18 protein-coding genes are annotated in these 16062 nt (G+C 68.2%); 4 read left to right on the forward strand and 14 right to left on the reverse strand.

Annotation, left to right across the window (positions count from 1 at the left end):
* Nucleotides 1–249: 249 nt before the first annotated feature.
* From VAR608DRAFT_RS00290 to VAR608DRAFT_RS00315, 6 genes are all read right to left on the reverse strand, one after another.
* Nucleotides 250–696, reverse strand: coding sequence for a bacteriohemerythrin (locus tag VAR608DRAFT_RS00290; RefSeq protein WP_088952242.1), 447 nt, complete (start codon nucleotides 694–696; stop codon nucleotides 250–252).
* Nucleotides 697–785: 89 nt separating this feature from the next.
* Nucleotides 786–1061, reverse strand: a complete 276-nt coding sequence (gene minE / locus VAR608DRAFT_RS00295; protein WP_088952243.1) for a cell division topological specificity factor MinE — start codon at nucleotides 1059–1061, stop codon at nucleotides 786–788.
* A 4-nt stretch (nucleotides 1062–1065) separates the two neighbouring features.
* On the reverse strand, nucleotides 1066–1881 hold the full coding sequence (minD, locus tag VAR608DRAFT_RS00300) for a septum site-determining protein MinD (RefSeq protein ID WP_088952244.1): 816 nt from the start codon (nucleotides 1879–1881) through the stop codon (nucleotides 1066–1068).
* A gap of 49 nt (nucleotides 1882–1930) precedes the next feature.
* Nucleotides 1931–2689: a septum site-determining protein MinC gene (gene minC, locus VAR608DRAFT_RS00305; RefSeq protein WP_088952245.1), complete on the reverse strand. Its 759-nt coding sequence runs from the start codon at nucleotides 2687–2689 to the stop codon at nucleotides 1931–1933.
* A 109-nt stretch (nucleotides 2690–2798) separates the two neighbouring features.
* On the reverse strand, nucleotides 2799–4163 hold the full coding sequence (locus VAR608DRAFT_RS00310) for a solute carrier family 23 protein (protein ID WP_088952246.1): 1365 nt from the start codon (nucleotides 4161–4163) through the stop codon (nucleotides 2799–2801).
* Between the two features lie 74 nt (nucleotides 4164–4237).
* Entirely contained in the window at nucleotides 4238–4666 is a 429-nt protein-coding gene (locus VAR608DRAFT_RS00315; RefSeq protein WP_088952247.1) for a hotdog fold thioesterase, read from the reverse strand.
* A 166-nt stretch (nucleotides 4667–4832) separates the two neighbouring features.
* On the opposite strand from VAR608DRAFT_RS00315, the gene VAR608DRAFT_RS00320 reads away from it, so the two are divergent.
* Both VAR608DRAFT_RS00320 and VAR608DRAFT_RS00325 read left to right on the forward strand, forming a co-directional pair.
* Nucleotides 4833–6167, forward strand: coding sequence for an AsmA-like C-terminal region-containing protein (locus VAR608DRAFT_RS00320; RefSeq protein ID WP_088952248.1), 1335 nt, complete (start codon nucleotides 4833–4835; stop codon nucleotides 6165–6167).
* Between the two features lie 135 nt (nucleotides 6168–6302).
* Nucleotides 6303–6695 carry a hypothetical protein gene (locus VAR608DRAFT_RS00325; protein ID WP_088952249.1) on the forward strand — a complete coding sequence of 131 codons (393 nt, stop codon included), beginning with the start codon at nucleotides 6303–6305 and terminating at the stop codon, nucleotides 6693–6695.
* Here the strand turns inward: VAR608DRAFT_RS00325 and VAR608DRAFT_RS00330 are convergent.
* From VAR608DRAFT_RS00330 to VAR608DRAFT_RS00340, 3 genes are all read right to left on the reverse strand, one after another.
* Entirely contained in the window at nucleotides 6692–8377 is a 1686-nt protein-coding gene (locus VAR608DRAFT_RS00330; protein WP_088952250.1) for a methyl-accepting chemotaxis protein, read from the reverse strand. The genes VAR608DRAFT_RS00325 and VAR608DRAFT_RS00330 overlap by 4 nt on opposite strands.
* A gap of 158 nt (nucleotides 8378–8535) precedes the next feature.
* The gene (locus tag VAR608DRAFT_RS00335; protein ID WP_088958527.1) at nucleotides 8536–9258 is read right to left on the reverse strand and encodes an OmpW/AlkL family protein; all 723 of its coding nucleotides are present in this window, start codon (nucleotides 9256–9258) and stop codon (nucleotides 8536–8538) included.
* Between the two features lie 166 nt (nucleotides 9259–9424).
* Nucleotides 9425–9880, reverse strand: coding sequence for an FHA domain-containing protein (locus VAR608DRAFT_RS00340; RefSeq protein ID WP_088952251.1), 456 nt, complete (start codon nucleotides 9878–9880; stop codon nucleotides 9425–9427).
* A 134-nt stretch (nucleotides 9881–10014) separates the two neighbouring features.
* On the opposite strand from VAR608DRAFT_RS00340, the gene VAR608DRAFT_RS00345 reads away from it, so the two are divergent.
* Entirely contained in the window at nucleotides 10015–10560 is a 546-nt protein-coding gene (locus VAR608DRAFT_RS00345; RefSeq protein ID WP_088952252.1) for a DUF4136 domain-containing protein, read from the forward strand.
* 13 nt (nucleotides 10561–10573) lie between these two features.
* On the opposite strand, the gene VAR608DRAFT_RS00350 is transcribed toward VAR608DRAFT_RS00345, so the two are convergent.
* The 4 genes from VAR608DRAFT_RS00350 to VAR608DRAFT_RS00365 form a co-directional block, all read right to left on the reverse strand.
* On the reverse strand, nucleotides 10574–11038 hold the full coding sequence (locus tag VAR608DRAFT_RS00350) for a surface-adhesin E family protein (protein WP_197700445.1): 465 nt from the start codon (nucleotides 11036–11038) through the stop codon (nucleotides 10574–10576).
* 73 nt (nucleotides 11039–11111) lie between these two features.
* Nucleotides 11112–12923, reverse strand: a complete 1812-nt coding sequence (locus VAR608DRAFT_RS00355) for a feruloyl-CoA synthase (RefSeq protein WP_088952253.1) — start codon at nucleotides 12921–12923, stop codon at nucleotides 11112–11114.
* Nucleotides 12924–12954: 31 nt separating this feature from the next.
* Entirely contained in the window at nucleotides 12955–13908 is a 954-nt protein-coding gene (locus VAR608DRAFT_RS00360; RefSeq protein ID WP_088952254.1) for a 3-hydroxyacyl-CoA dehydrogenase NAD-binding domain-containing protein, read from the reverse strand.
* Nucleotides 13909–13924: 16 nt separating this feature from the next.
* Nucleotides 13925–14845 (reverse strand): 3-keto-5-aminohexanoate cleavage protein, encoded by a 921-nt coding sequence (locus VAR608DRAFT_RS00365; RefSeq protein WP_088952255.1) that lies wholly within the window; start codon nucleotides 14843–14845, stop codon nucleotides 13925–13927.
* Between the two features lie 106 nt (nucleotides 14846–14951).
* Here VAR608DRAFT_RS00365 and VAR608DRAFT_RS00370 point away from each other — a divergent pair, with 106 nt between their 5' ends.
* Nucleotides 14952–15674: a Crp/Fnr family transcriptional regulator gene (locus VAR608DRAFT_RS00370; RefSeq protein ID WP_088952256.1), complete on the forward strand. Its 723-nt coding sequence runs from the start codon at nucleotides 14952–14954 to the stop codon at nucleotides 15672–15674.
* 14 nt (nucleotides 15675–15688) lie between these two features.
* On the opposite strand, the gene VAR608DRAFT_RS00375 is transcribed toward VAR608DRAFT_RS00370, so the two are convergent.
* On the reverse strand, nucleotides 15689–16057 hold the full coding sequence (locus VAR608DRAFT_RS00375; RefSeq protein WP_088952257.1) for an SseB family protein: 369 nt from the start codon (nucleotides 16055–16057) through the stop codon (nucleotides 15689–15691).
* Nucleotides 16058–16062 lie beyond the last annotated feature (5 nt).

Below are 16062 nucleotides of genomic sequence, written 5' to 3' on the forward strand. Positions count from 1 at the left end.
TCTCGTGTGTGACCACTCCACTGTTCCCGAGGGGCGCCGGCCTGAACATCCATCCGCAGCACAGTTCCATCGCGGCAGAAGAACGATGGGTTCTCGGCGCCGCATAGTTCCGAAGAACGATGCGGGCCGCGGCCCGCGCGGCCACCGGCCCGGCGCATGCATCGCGCCGGGCGAACGCAGGCAGCCCGGCCGATGCGAGCGGCCGGGCGGTGCGTGTCGAGCGGTGGATGCGTGGGGGCGGGGGGCGCTTCAGGCGCGGGCCGCAGCGACGCTGCTGCGGCGGGGCCCCGAGCCGCCATTCGCCGGATCGAAGCGCTTGCCGCGCAGATGCAGCGCCAGCGCGGCGTCCATGGTCTGGACGTGCTTGTGGTACCAGTCGCGCAATTGCCAGGCCATCTGTCGCACGTGCAGCAGACGGCCTTCCGCGGCCTGCGTGATGCCGTCGCGCATCACTTCGAGCACCACGCGGTGCTGGATCTGGTGGTCCCTGCGCGCGGCATAGCCGGTGTCGTTCATCCACCGGTCTTCGCATGCGAAGCCCTGGGCGGTGTACTCGACCAGGTCGCGCCATGCGGCGGCGAGGTGCAGGTCGTCGGCTTCGTCGACGATCGCCAGCAGCTGCATGAACTGCTCATGCGCCTCGTCCATGAACGGCAAGTCGAGAGAGAGCGGGTCGAAGCGAACCGGATCGGTCATCGGGGCCTCCTTGATGGAAAGACCCCAGCCTAGCGACGACCGGCGCCCCGGTTATTGACCGGGCGCAATGATCGCGCGCGTGCTGCGCCTCAGCGGGCCGCGACCGCAGTGCCGTCGGGCAGCTCGATCTTGACCTCGAGCACTTCGAGGTCGTCGTGCTTCTCGAGGTGGACCTTGATGTCCTCGGCCTTGATCGACACGTACTTGGAGATCACCGCGATCAGCTCGCGCTGCAGTTCCGGCAGGTAGTCTGGCCGCTTGTTGCCGAGGCTGCTGCGCTCGTGGGCGAGGATGATCTGCAGCCGTTCCTTGGCGACGCTGGCCGTCTTCTTCTTTTCGCCCAGCAGAAAGGAGAGGAGGGACATCGGACTACCTCGCGCCGAAGATTCGTTTGAAGAAGCCGGGTTTCTCGGCATCGACGAAGCGCATCGGCCGCTCCTCGCCGAGGAAGCGTGCCACCACGTCGCTGTAGGCCTGCGCCACGTCGGTTTCCTTGTCGTGGATCGCCGGCACGCCCTGGTTGGAAGCCTGCAGCACGCTCTCGGACTCGGGGATCACGCCGATGAGCTTGATGCGCAGGATGTCCTGGATGTCTTCCAGCGACAGCATCTGCCCGCCCGCCACGCGGTTGGGGTTGTAGCGGGTGATCAGCAGGTGCTCCTTGATCGGCTCGCCGCCTTCCTTGGCGCGCTTGGTCTTGGAGCTCAGCATGCCCAGGATGCGGTCGGAGTCGCGCACCGAGGACACCTCGGGGTTGGTGACGATCAGCGCCTCGTCGGCGAAGTGCATCGCCATCAGCGCGCCGACCTCGATGCCGGCGGGCGAGTCGCACACGATGTAGTCGAAGCCCTGGTCGGCCAGTTCCTTGAGGATCTTCTCGACGCCGTCCTGCGTGAGCGCGTCCTTGTCGCGCGTCTGCGAGGCGGCCAGCACCCAGAGGTTCTCGCAGTGCTTGTCCTTGATGAGCGCCTGGCTCAGGTTGGCTTCGCCCTGGATCACGTTGATCAGGTCGAACACCACGCGGCGCTCGCAGCCCATGATGAGGTCGAGGTTGCGCAGGCCGACGTCGAAATCGATCACCGCCGTCTTCTTGCCTGCCAGCGCGAGGCCGGACGCGAAGCTCGCGCTCGTGGTCGTCTTGCCGACGCCGCCCTTGCCCGAGGTCACCACCACAATTTTGGCCATTGCCACATTCCTCTTTCGTTCGTTTCAGTTGTTCGGTTGATGCGCAATCTCATTGGATCGGGTCGATCACGATCTTCTTGCCGTCCTGCAGCGAGATCTGTGCCGCCTTGCCCGCCACCTCGTCCGGCAGCGCGACTTCGGAGGTGCGGTAGATGCCCGCGATGGCCACGAGCTGCGCCTCCAGGCAGGTCGTGAAGATGCGCGCCTCGGTGTTGCCGCGCGCACCGGCGATCGCCTTGCCGCGCAGCGGCGCGTACACATGGACGTTGCCGTCGGCGATCACTTCGGCGCCGAAGCTCACGACGGCCGTCACGATCACGTCGCCGCCGCGCGCATACACCTGCTGGCCCGAGCGCAGCGGCTTGTCGATGACCAGCGTGCCGCTGGCCGGCACCGGCACTTCGCGCACGATCTGCGGCGCTTCGCTCGGCGGTTCGGCGGGCGGGGCGGGCGGCTTGGGGGCGGGTGCGGCGGGCATCGCCGTGACCGACAGCCCGGCGCCGCGCGCCGCGAGGTTCTGCGCATCGGTGCCGCCGCGCACCGCGACGGGTTGCGTCTGGTGCCGTGCGAGCATGTCGCGCAGCCGGGTGAAGTCGATGTCGGCTTCCGCGTCCTCGTCCTGCAGCTGCGAAAGGTCGATGACGACCGGCTCCTGTTCGAAGAAGTCGGGCGAATCGGCGAGTTGGGCGTCGAGCGCCTCAGCGAGCACGTCGAGATCGGCGGTGCGGAGAATGACCGCGATCAGCGGCAGCGTGGCGCTCTTGAACTCGAATACCGTCTTGCTGCGCGCGGCGGATGCATCGGCCATGGAAAACGTAGGTGCGAAAAGCCTTGGAGTCTAACGGGAGTGGCTTCCGTGCCGTGAAACTGGCGCGTCGCTATCACCTGACACAACACCTCTTGCACCAGGTTTCATTTCAGGCGTCCGAGCGATTGAGCAGCGCGTAGAGCAGGATCGCGCCGAAGGTGGCCGTGCCGATGCCGCCGAGTGCGAACTGCCCGAACCTGAGCGTGAAGTCGCCCGTGCCGAGGATCAGCGTGATCGCCGCCGTGATGAGGTTCTTGTTCCTCGAGAAGTCGACCCGGTTGTCGACCCAGATCTTGGCGCCGGCGACCGCGATCAGGCCGAACACCACGATGCTGACGCCGCCCATCACCGACAGCGGAATCGCCTGCACCAGCGCACCGAACTTGGGGCTGAAGCCCAGCACCAGCGCGATCAGCGCGGCGACGACGAAGATCGCGGTCGAATAGATCTTCGTGGCCGCCATCACGCCGATGTTCTCGGCGTAGGTGGTGACGCCGGTGCCGCCGAAGGCGCCGCTCACCATGGTCGCCACGCCGTCGCCGATGAAGGCGCGGCCGAGGTACGGGTTGAGGTCGCGCCCGGTCATCGCGCTCACAGCCTTGATGTGGCCCAGGTTCTCCGCCACCAGGATGACCGCCACCGGCGCGATCAGCAGCATCGCGTTGACGTCGAACACCGGCGACGAGAAGGTCGGCATGCCGAACCACGGCGCCGCCGCGAGCGGCGTGAGGTCGATCGGCTTGCCCATGCCGAGGCCGTTGGTCAGGAGCGCGTAGATGATGCTCGCCGCGATCAGCCCCATGAGGATCAGGAGCCGCTGGATCATTCCGCGCGTGTAGACCGCGATCAGGCCCACGCTCAGGAAGGTCACCAGCTGCATCCAGGTGTCGAAGCCGGTCGGCGCCATGTTCTTGATCGGCACGCTCGCGAGATTGAGCCCGATCACCGCCACCACCGCGCCGGTGACCACCGGCGGCATCAGCCGCTCGATCCAGTGCACCGCGACGTCGCTCTCGACTTCCTCGACCTCCATGCCCTCGAGGCCCTTGACCGGCGCGCGCTTGGTGCGCCGCTCGTTGGTGAGCGCCACCAGCACGCCGATCAGCACGTAGACCAGCCCGCACACCACGATGCCGCCGAGCGCCACGCCGAGGTTGGTGTTCGGCCCCGAGCCCGCATAGCCCGTCGCCGCGATCACCACGCCGATGAAGGCGAAGCTCGACCCCAGGTAGCTCGGCACCCGCCCGCCGGTGATGAAGAAGAACAGCAATGTGCCGATTCCGCTCATGAGGATCGCCACGTTGGGGTTGAACCCCATCAGGATCGGCGCCAGCACCGTGGCGCCGAACATCGCGATCACGTGCTGCACGCCCATCGCGGCGGTCTGCGGCCAGGGCAGGCGCTGGTCGGGCGTGACGACGGCGCCCGCGGTGGCCGACACTTTCTGCCAGCGGGGAAGGTAGGACTCGCTCATGGTTTTCTCCTCGTCGGTTCGTTTGTTGTTGTTGCCAGGAAGCGGGTGGTGGGTGTGCGGACCCGCCGAGGCGCTCAGTCCCCGCGCGGCGCGAGCACGGCCATCGTGATGCGCGAGACGCAGGTCAGCTCGCCGGCGTCGTTGGTCAGATCGATCTGCCAGACCTGCGTGGTCCGGCCCCGGTGCACCGGCCGCGCGGTGCCGGTGACCCAGCCCGTGGTCGCGGACTTGAGGTGGTTCGCATTGATGTCCAGCCCGACCGCGCGGTGGCCCTCGGGCGCCGAGTAGTGCGCGCCGCAGGAGCCCAGTGTTTCGGCCAGCACCACCGACATGCCGCCGTGCAGGATGCCGTAGGGCTGCACGGTGCGCTTGTCGACCGGCACGCGCGCCCGGATGAAGTCGTCCCCGATCTCCAGAAACTCGATCCCGAGGTGGGCGACCGCCGTGTCGATGTGGTTCCGGGTCAATTCCTCGACCGAGATTTCTTTCTTCCAGATGCGCATTCGGAACTTTCTCCAGATTCGGGCTGCGCAGACTATAGCGATTGGCGCCGAAAACGACGCGCCTATCGCTGACAGCGGGCCCCGCCCGATGTGCGCAAGCTACGGCCATGAGCCGCCGGGCCGCCCCAAGGCGAATACCGCAGCGCTGCTGCGCGGAGGTTACCCAATGAGCCGCACGCGACGCTGGATTGCCGCCTCCGCCGCCTTGCTGGTGGCATCGGTGGTGTTGATGGCCGGGCTGGGCTTCTGGGTCCGCGGGCGGCTGCCGTCGGACGAGCAGGTCGCATCGGCACTGGCGGCGCGCTTCGAGAAGGCCTCGGGCATCGGCCTGCGCATCGGCGCGGCGCACTGGGCGCTGCGGCCTTCGCCCGTCATCGTGGTCGAGGATGTCGCGACCGCTCAACCGAGGCCGATCACCGTGCACCGCATCGTGGTGCGGCCGCGGCTGGCTTCGCTCTGGCGCCGCAAGGTGGCCATCGACGAGGTCGAAGTGAGCGCGGCGGTGCTGCCGCGCGCTTCCGTGCGGGCGTTCCGCGGGCGCTGGGAAGGCGCCGATACGGCCATCGCCCTGGCCGGGGGCTGGACGCTCACCGAGGTGCCCATCGAAAGGGTGCGCCTGCGCGATGTCTCGTGGATCGACCGCCGCGAGATCGCGCTCGCCTACGACGTCGACCTGCACTTCGACCCCCACTGGCGCCCGCGCGAAGGCGAGATCCGCCGCCCGGGCGTCTCGCCGCCCGCCCGGCTGCGCGTCGAGCGCGAAGGCAACGAGGACCGCTGGCGAACCACGATCGAGCTCGGCGATGGCACGTGGAACGGCAGCATGCGGCTCGAGAGCGGCGACGACGGCCACTTGCGCCTCACGGCGGCGCTGGAAGCGAAGAACGTGGACCTGACGGCATTCGTTCGCAGCTTCGGCCGTCACAGCGCGATCGAGGGCAAGCTCACCGGACCGACCGAGGTGGACAGCGTGGGCGCGAACGTCGGCGAGCTGATTCGCCGGCTGCACACGCGCACCCGCTTCACCATCGCACCGGCGACGATCACCGGCTTTGATCTCGCCCGTGCCGTGACCGCGCCCGATGTCGCGCGCGGCGGCCAGACGCGGCTCGAGGCCTTGACCGGCACGCTCGACACCCAGTCCACCGAGGACGGCATCCTGCTGCGCTACAGCCAGCTCAAGGCGAGGTCCGGCGTGCTCACCGCGAGCGGCACCGCCACCGTGTTGAACCGGAAGCTCGACGGCGAGGCGGCGGTCGACATCGTCGACGGCGTCGTCGGCGTGCCCCTCAAGATCGGCGGCACGCTCGACGCGCCGGTGCTGTCGCTGACCGGCGCAGCGCTTGCGGGCGCCGCGGTGGGCACGGCGGTGCTGCCCGGTGTGGGCACCGCGATCGGCGCGCGCGTGGGGCAGGCGATGGACAAGCTCCTCGGCCCCGACGAACGGGCGAAGCCGGCCCCGAAGGCGCCGGCCACCGGCAAGGCCCCGCCGAAGCGCTGAGTGGCGGTTACGGCTGTGATTGCCCAGCCGGGTTTCTTTACGTGCGCTAGACAATGCCGGGGCGCTGCGCATGCCAAGCTCGCCGTCTTTCGTCTTTCGTCTTTCCCTGCCCCAGCCGCCCGAGGTGTCCACGCCATGCACGTCAGCTATTCGGTCTTCACGGAAGTGCGCTTCTGGGTCATGGTGGCCGTCTCGGTCGTGCTGCCGTTCTCCATCTACGGCGTGCTGATCGCCAAGCGCGCGATCTCGCGTTTCACGGTGCTGGTGCTCGGGTTCACGCTGGTCGCGATCGCGGGGATCGATGTCTTCTTCCTGCAGCGGCTGGCGAGCCTCGCGAACGCGACGCCGTCACTGTCGGACGACGTGTTCTTCGTTTCGGAAGTGCGGGTGGCGCTCTACCTCCTGCCCGCGCTGTTCGCGGGCCTCGGCATCAACGTGATCTCGCACGTCCTGACCACCCATCTGGCCGCCGCGGAAAAGCGCTTCAACGAAGAACACGCGGGCGCGGCGGCCGATTCGGAGCGTTAGAACGACTCCCAGTCGCCGCCGGACGCCACGGCTGCAGGCGCCGGCTTCTTCACAGGTGCCGCGGGCTGCATCGCGACCGGCGCGGCCTTGGGCGCGACTGCGCGCCGTGCGACGGCCACCGGGCGATGGCCCTGCCCATCCAGCTTGAAGACGCTCACCGTTTGCGAGAGGCTGCCGGCCTGCTCTTGCAGCGATGCGGCTGCGGCAGCGGCCTCTTCGACCAGCGCGGCGTTCTGCTGCGTGACCTGGTCCATCTGCGTGATCGCCTGGTTGATCTGCTCGATGCCCGAGGTCTGTTCCTGGCTCGCGGCCGTGATCTCGCCCATGATGTCGGTCACGCGCTTCACGCTGCCGACGATCTCATCCATGGTGCGGCCGGCTTCGGCGACCTGCCTGCTGCCTTCCTCGACCTTCTCGACCGAGTCGCCGATCAGGCCCTTGATCTCCTTCGCTGCGGCTGCCGAACGCTGCGCGAGGTTGCGCACTTCGGAGGCGACCACCGCGAAACCACGGCCTTGTTCGCCGGCGCGAGCGGCTTCCACGGCCGCGTTCAGCGCCAGGATGTTGGTCTGGAAGGCGATGCCGTCGATGACGCCGATGATGTCCACGATCTTGCGCGACGACGCATTGATCGAGCCCATCGTGTCCACGACCTGATTCACCACTCCGCCGCCACGCACCGCCACTTCCGATGCCGACACCGCGAGCTGGTTCGCCTGGCGCGCGTTGTCCGCGTTCTGCTTCACGGTGCTGGTGAGTTCTTCCATCGAGGCAGCGGTCTCTTCGAGCGAACTCGCCTGTTCCTCGGTGCGCGAAGAGAGATCCTGGTTGCCCGAGGCGATCTGCGAGCTGGCCGTCGACACATTCACCACCACGTCCTGGACCTGATGCAACGAGGTGTGCAGCGCGGTGCGCATCTGGTCGAGGGCGCGCAGCAGCTTGCCGGTTTCGTCGCCTGAATAGCTCGTCTGTGGCGTGCCGGTCAGGTCCATGTCGGCGATGGCCTGGGCCATCGATTCGGCACGGCGCAGCGGGCGCGTGATGCTGCGCGCGAGGAACCACGCCATCGCGCCGCCCAGCGCCAGCGAGAGGGCGGTGCAGATCATCAGCAGCGTGCTGGTCTGCGCGCGCAGGGCCTGGCCGCGTTCGGCGGCCGCGTCGAGTCCGGCGCGCTGCAGGTCCACCATCTTCTGCACGCCGGCCAGGTAGTTGACCGAGGTCGGCTCGAAGCGCGTCGTGAACACCCGGTTCGCGCCTTCGAGGTCGCCCGCGAGCTTGAGCTTGCTGACCTCCTCGCGCGCGGCGAGGTAGTCGCGGCGCAGCTCGCCGACCTTCGCGAACAGCGCCCGCTCTTCCGGCTTGACCATCTGGCCCTCGATGAACTTCTGCAGTTCGTTCGTATCCTTGATCGACGCCGCGGTCGCCGGGGCGAAGTAGGCGATCAGGCTCGCGTCGCTGCTCTTGGCGATGGCCGCGGCGCGCTGCACGCCCGAGGTCGTATGGCGCAGCCAGTCGGCGCCGGCGCGCTCGGTCTTCACGTTGTCGCTGGCCATGCGGTCGATCTCCTCGCCCAGCCGGTGCAGCTTCAGCACCGCGAACACGCTGCTGGCGAGGAAGAGGGCAAGGATGGCGCCGAGCACGAGGGCGAGGCGCCGGCCGATCGAGATGTTGCTCAAGGACATGGTCGTGATTCCGGAGGATGCGAGGGAATGCGCGCAGGCTGCGCATTCGCATATCGGCCGGAAGCCGCCGAACTTGAGGGAAGGGGAGTGAGGGCGATGAACGGAGTGCGCATGGCGCGCCCTCCGGCCCGGGAAGCCGGGCTTTGGGGCTCGGGGGCTTAGAACTTGTAGGTCACCGCCAGGTACGGAACGATCGGGTTGAGCTTGAGGCTCGATTCGCTCGTCGCCACCGGCACGCCCGCGGCGGTCGTGGTCAGCTTGGCCGTGGTGCTCAGGCGGATGTACGACACCGAGAAGGACATGCCCCAGTGCGCATCGAACTGGTAGGCCGCGCCCAGGTTGAACACCGGTGCGAACGAGCTGTCGATCTTCGCCGTCGTCGACGAAGCCGCGGCCGGGATGCCGAGGCGGCTGGCCAGCGCGCCCTGCAGGCCCGGGGTGAGCTTCACGTCGCTGTACCAGACGTAGGTCGCGCCGAGGCCCACGAAGGGGCGCAGCTTGGCCTCGCCGTCATTGAAGTAGTACTTGGCCAGCAACGTGGGGCTCCACTGGCGCGCTTCGCCGAGTTCGCCGATCGGGCCCAGCGTGCCGGTGCCGTAGAGCTTGAACTTGGGCGGAATGCCGATCACGCCCTCGACCGCCCAGTGGCTGTCGATGAAGTAGATGGCGTTGAGGCCCAGCGTGTCGGAGTTGCCGGCGTCCGCGCCGGAGCCCGGCACCACGGCCGCGACCGGCGAGGTGAAGGTCAGGGGCTTGCTCGAATCCTGCGGCGCGAAATGGAGCCAGCCGGCGCCCACTTGCCAGTCACCGGCCTTTTGCGCCAGGGCGCTGCCGGTACCGAGGGCGGCAACAGCGGCCAACGCAAACAGTTTTGTCTTCATCATGAGAGAGTGAGTTGAGGGAAAGGGGAGTCTCATATGATACGTATGCGTTTAATTGCTTCGGCGCACCCGTCTCATAGGCTACAGCAAAGGCCTGGCCTTTCTGTAAGCACACACTCTCAATGCGAAGTTTCGTTGGATTTTCGCGATCTTTCGGGCCGGCGATTCAGACGCGCCACGCCACGTCGGCGCCATGGCGGGCTTCGGCCGGTCGCGCCGCCCGGCCCTGGCGGAAGAAGGTCGCCCAGTCGCTGCGCTGGCGCGCGGCTTCGACCTCGACCGGATCGCCGGCCACGGTGACCAGCTTCAGCGCGTCCTCGTCGGCCAGCGCGCTCATCGTCTGGAGGAAGCGGATCTGGCAGTCGCCCACGCCGATCGCATCGCCGTTGCGCAGCGTGCTTTCGCGGATGCGCGACCTGTTCACGAAGGTGCCGTTGCGGCTGGCCATGTCGAGCACGACGTAGCGGTCGCCCATCCAGCGGATCGCTGCGTGGTGGCGGCTCACGCCGAGGCTGTCGATGTGCACTCCGCAGCTGGGGTCGCGGCCGATCGTCGTGATCGGCCCCTTGAGATTGACTTGCCGCACGCTGCCGTGCCGCGTCAGGACGATGAGTCTGGACATGTGCTTCTCGCTGTAAGTGGTTGAACGTGTAGTGCTTTTCGGCGCGTTCAGCCGGTTTTGAAGCGTCCAGGCGCGGGACTGCGGCAACTTTTCGCAATTCGCGCCGCTAACATGCGCCGGCAACAGGAGCGAACATGATCGGAAGATTCCTTGCCTTGGCCCTGGCCCTCGTGCTCGGCGCTTGCGCCAGCCCCGCGGCCGTCAAGACCGACTTCGACCCGAATGCGCGCTTCGGCAACGATCGCACCTACAACTGGATCTCGGGCGACGATGGCGGCGCACTGGTGCCCGAGGTCATCGTCTCGGGCATCGATTCGCGCCTTTCGGCCCGGGGCTGGAAGCGGGTGCCCGAGAACGGCCAGATCCATGTCTCTGCCCACGTCACCCGCGTGAAGGGCCAGACCTTCAACAACTTCTACACCGGCCTCGGCCACGACCTCAACTGGCTCGGCATCGGCAGCAACTGGCCGGGCTACGTGACGATGTCGACCGACGACTACGAGAAAGGCACGCTGCTGGTCGACATGTTCGATGCCGGCACCCAGCGCGCGATCTGGCGCGGCAGCGCGAGCGGCGTGCTGCCCGACGATCCCTCGCGCGTGAATGCGAGCGTGCAGGCCGCGCTCGACAAGCTGTTCGCGGGCTTCCCGCCCGCTGGCGCGTTGGCGCGCACGCGCTGATGCACCAGCGGCGTCAGCCGCTGGCCTGGCAGGCCGCGCGGATGATGCGCTGCGTGGGGTTGGGCTCGATCTCGCGGAACAGCATCGGCTGCGGGCGGTCCGAGTAGTCCGTCGACTTGCTCGGCGCACCCTGCCAGAGCGGCTGCGGATAGAAGGTCGCGAACGCATAGCCCGCCTTGCGCGCGCGACAGTCGAAGACCACCGTCGACTCGTAGGAGCGGTAGGGTACGTTCTCCCAGTTGAGGCGCTGCCGCGCGCGGCTCACCCGCACGCTCATGGTCTTGAACTGGCCCTCGACCTTGGTGGCGACGGGATCGACCTGCACCGTGTCCACCGATGCATCCGCGGGATTGCCCGTCACGGTGAACCAGCGCGTGGGCGCCGGAGGCTGGAGCGGAAGCTGCGGCTGGGATTGTTCTTGCGGCTGTGCCTGTGCATTGCAAGCCACGATGCTGAGCACCACGAGCCTCCGTCTCAAACCGAATTCCTTTGCTGTCCCAAGAAGCGATCGATTCTAGCCACCGCTCTCCAGGCGACGGCGCGCGAACGAATCAATCGACGAGGACCACGCCCGCATCGGGCGCTTCGGCATGCAGCCGCGCCACGTCGTCAGCCCGCCGCGCAAGCACCGCACGCTGGTTGATGTAGCCCTTGTCGGTGATTTCGCCCGCATCGATGTCCGGCGGTGCGCCGAGCACGAGCGCGCGCACCGGGCACTGCGACGAACCCGCGCCGGTGTCGCGCAGCTCGCGCATCACGCGCTGCAGGGCCGCGTGGAGTTCCTCGCGCGGCCGCGCTGCCGCCTGCGGGCTCGGGAACACCAGCATGCCGATCTCCGCCCGGTCGTGCCCGGTGATCACGATGTCCTGCGCCAGCGGCGCGAGGCGCGACACCAGGTCCACCCGCAGCGTGCCGACCGACACCCAGGTGCCGCTGGACAGCTTGAAGTCCTCGGCCACGCGGCCGTCGAACATCACGCCGCGGTCGGGCCGTTTCGCATCCACCAGGTAGCCCGCGTCGCCGATGCGGTAGTAGCCCTCATCGTCGAAGGCCTCGGAGCTTTCGCGCGGCCCGTTGCGATAGCCGGGAAACACCGAGACGCCCTTCACCCGCATCTCCAGCTTGTCGCCGCTCCGCACCAGCTTGAGCTCCAGCCCCGGCAGCGGGGCGCCGATGCAGCCCGCGCCATCGAGCCGCCAGTGCGCGGTCGTGATCGCGGGCGAGGTTTCCGTCGCGCCCCACGAGGTCGTGAGCCACAGCGGCCGTGTCGGCCGGGCGCGCTGCGCCACCGCCTCCAGCCGCCGCCAGGTCGAGGGCGCCAGCGCCGCCGCCGCGTAGAAGACCAGCCGCAGGCGCGAGAGCACTTCGGACGCCAGCGCTTCGTCGGCCTCGAGGAAGGGCAGCAGCATGTCGTAGCCGCGCGGCACGTTGAACATCAGCGTGGGCCGCACCTCGCGCAGGTTGCGCAGCGTCTTCTCGATCAGGCCCGGCGCCGGCCGGCCTTCGTCGATGTAGAGCGCGCCGCCATGGCAGAGCACCATGTTGAAGTTGTGGTTCGCGCCGAAGGTGTGGCTCCACGGCAGCCAGTCGACCAGCACCGGCTTCTCGCGGTCGAGGAAGCGCCAGGTCTGCGCCATCATCTGCTGGTTCGCGCACAGCATGCGGTGCGTGTTGATCACCACCTTCGGCTTGCCGGTCGAGCCCGAGGTCAGCAGGTACTTGGCATGGTCGTCCGGCAGGATCGCGTCGAAGGCCTGCATCACCGCCGGCGTTTCCTCCGTCTGCACAAGCCGCTCGAAGGGCATCGCGCCCGGATGCGCGTCGGCGTTGCGGCTGAAGACCGTCATCGCCTCCATGCCGCTGCCCGCGAGCGACGGCCCGTACAGCTTGGCGTCGGATGCGTAGATCACCGCGGGGCCCAGCGCGCGCAGCATGCCGTGCAGCCGCGCGTGGTCCTTCGCCAGGCGCGAGTACGCGCTCGACAGCGAGCAGGCCGTGCGCCCGATGTGCATCGTCGCGAGTATCAGCACCGCATGGTCGATCGCGTTGTCCGACAGGATCACCACCGGCCGGTCCTTCGGCACGCCCAGGTGCATCAGCCCCTGCGCGACCGAGCCCACCGCGCGGCGCAGCTCGCGGTAGCTCAGCCGGCGCCAGCCTTCGCCGCTCTCGTCGCGCTCGGCCAGGGCGAGCGCATCGGGCGTCTCGCGCGCCCAGCGCTCCAGCCATTCGCCGATGCAGCGCGCGTAGGGCTTGAGCGCCACCGGCGAGCGCAGGATGAAGGAGCCGTCGTCCAGGTCGATGCGCACCGTGCGCGGCGGGGCGAGCTGGCTCTCGTCTTCGAAGAAGGCGGGGGTGGTCATGTCATGTCTCCTCGGCGGTCGCTGCCGCTTGTTATTCGAGTGTGCCGGTGGAAGCCTTGGCCTGAATCAGGTTCATCAGCAGGATGTCGCGGGCGGCTTCGAGATCGGCCGTGCGGCGTTCGCCGAGTTCGTCGGCGACCCCCGCCGCGACGCGCTTCTTGAGCTCGGTCGTCATCGACGGCGCCCCCAGGTCATGCCACCATTCCTCGATCGGCCCGCCGAGATGGTCGAGCACATGCGCGATGCCGCCGGCGCCACCCGAGAGGTGCAGGTTCATGAACGGCCCCATCACCGCCCAGCGCAGGCCCGGACCGTGCGCGATCGCGGTGTCGATGTCCGCCACCGAGGCCACGCCCTGGTCCACCAGGTGGAAGGCTTCGCGCCACAGGGCGGCCTGGAGCCGGTTCGCGATGTGCCCCTTGACCTCGCGCCTGACGTGGATCGGCCGCTTGCCGATCGCCGCATAGAACGCCATCGTGCGCGCGATGGCGTCCGCCGAAGTGCGCTCGCCGCCGACCACTTCCACCAGCGGGATCAGGTGCGGCGGATTGAACGGGTGGCCCAGCACCACGCGCTCGGGGTGCGCGCATTGCGCCTGCACGCCGCTGATCGCGAGGCCGGATGAACTGGACGCCAGGATCACATGCGGACGCGCCGCCGCATCCATGCGCCGGAACAGCTCGGCCTTGACGTCCAGGCGCTCGGGGCCGTTCTCCTGCACGAAGTCGGCCTCTGCTACCGCGTCTTCGAGCCGCGCATGAAAGCGCAGCCGGTCGACCGATGCGCCCTCGGCCAGACCGAAGCGCGCGAGCGTCGGCCAGTGCTGCGCCACCGCGCCGCGCAGCCGCTCCTCGGCGCCCGGCGACGGGTCCGTTGCATCCACGTCGAGCCCGCGCGCGAGGAAGTACGCGGCCCAGCTCGCGCCGATCACGCCCGTGGCGACGACCGCCACGCGCTTCACATCATTGGTGTTGGGGGTGGTCATGCTCGGGCTCCTGTGGTCAACGCGGTGCGAACTCGGGGCGCGGCAGACCGATGCGCGGCAGGCCCATCATCTCGCGCGCTTCCGCGGGCGTCGCGGGTTCCATGTCCATCTCGCGGATGATGCGGACGATGCGCTCGGTGAGCTGCAGGTTCGTCGCCAATTCGCCCTGGCGGAAGTAGAGGTTGTCCTCGAGCCCGACGCGCGCGTGGCCGCCGAGCAGCAGCGCGCTGATGTTCGCCTCGAGCTGCGAAGGGCCGATGCCGCTCACGCAGAAGATCGCGCCCTTGGGCAGCGTGTCCACCATCATCTGCAGATGGCGCGGCGAGAAGGGCATCGCGTTCTGGAAGTTGCGGTGCACGTTCATCACGAGGTTGATGAAGTACGGCTCCTCGTCCAGCCCTTCGTTGATCAGCGTCGTGGTGTCCTGCAGGATGTGCGTCGGGCTGAACACCTCCCACTCGGGCTTGATGCCGCGCGCCTTCATGCCCGCGGCCAGTTCGCGGCCCTTGCTGAGCGGCGTGTCCATCAGGATCTCGCGCCCCTCGAACGAGAGGTTGAGCGTGGTCGCGTCCAGCGTGCACATCTCGGCGCCGGCGTCCATGCCCTTGATGCGTTCCTCCCAGGCGATCTCCCAGCGGTTGCCGGCCAGCGGCTTCACCATGTCGCCGTGCACGCCGCCGCCGGTCGAGTTGTTGATCACGATGTCGCAGCCCGCCTCGCGGATGCGGGTGTTGATCTCGCGGTAGACCGCGGCATCGCAGGTTGCGCCGTCGTCGGGCCGGCGTGCGTGGATCGCGGCCACGCTGGCGCCGGCCTTCCAGCAGCGGATCACGTCCTCCGCGATCTCGGCGGGCTGCGTCGGCAGGTGGGGGTTCTGGGACTTGTGCGCCATGCCGCCGGTCGGGGCAATGGTCACGATCACTTTGCGCTTGGCCATGGGCTATCTCCTGTGGGACAGCGCGGTATTATTTTTGGCAGCCTTCGCCCTGACAGTCATCGCGATGACATTTCGGATCAGGGATTACGAGGCGCAGGAGCCCCCCATGCGCAACAAGTCCGCGGCCGAGAGACAAGCGGCAAGCCTTTCCCTGACCATCCCGCGCCTGCTGGCGCTTTCCGGCTGGTTCCCGCAACTCGACGGTGAGGCGCAGGCGCGCGTGCTGGGCGAGATGCGCGAGGAGCCCGTCGCCGCCGGCGCCGCGCTCTGCCGGCGCGGCGAGGTGCCGCTGCACTGGTACGGCACGCTGGAGGGTCTGCTCAAGTGGTCGGTCACCTCGGACGACGGCCGCTCGGTGACCTTCGGCGGTCTCACGGTCGGCAGCTGGTTCGGTGAAGGCACCCTGTTGCGCGCCGTGCCGCGCGGCGCCGACATCATCGCGCTGCGCGACAGCCGCGTGGCCGTGATGCCGCAGGACACCTTCGAGTGGCTGTACCGCACGCAGATGAGCTTCAACCATTTCCTGCTGGCGCAGATCAACGAGCGTCTGCACTGGTTCATGGGCAACTACGCGGCGCATCGCCTGCTCGATGCCGACAGCCAGGTGGCGCGTGCGCTCGCCGGGCTCTTCCACCCCTGGTTGCATCCGCTGGGACAGACACATCTGGAAACCTCGCAGGAAGAGATCGCGAATCTCTCGGGCCTCTCGCGGCAGCGCTGCAACGCGGCGCTCAAGCGCCTCGCCGATGCGGGGCTGCTGCGCATCGCGTACGGCGGCATCACCGTCATCGACGTCGAGGGCCTGCGCCAGTTCGGCGATCGCGTCTAGCGGTCGAAGAGCGGTCAAAGGCAGACGTACGCCGGACACGCCCCTTCGGGAAAGAGCTCCAGGTTCAGCGTCGTGCCCGGGTTGATCACCAGCCCCATCCCCGGCGGCAGCGCGCGCAGCACGTCGATCCCCCTCATCACGATCGAATGGGGCGCGACCGAGGCGAAGTCGCCGATGCGGCACCTGTCGGTGAAGCAGGCCATCATGGTGTTCTGCTCCTTGAAGAGCAGCAGCGGGCGGAACGGCGTTCCGCCTTCGATCAGCTGCGTCCTGCTGGCCACGATCAGGTCCGAATCGGCGAACTCCTTCAGCAGGTCTTCCATCGTCAGCGACCCGCACCGTGCGTGCGACAGCACCAGTTCCAGCGAGTTGTTGAGCTCCATGTCTG

This window comes from Variovorax sp. HW608 (genome assembly GCF_900090195.1).
GTDB lineage: Bacteria > Pseudomonadota > Gammaproteobacteria > Burkholderiales > Burkholderiaceae_C > Variovorax.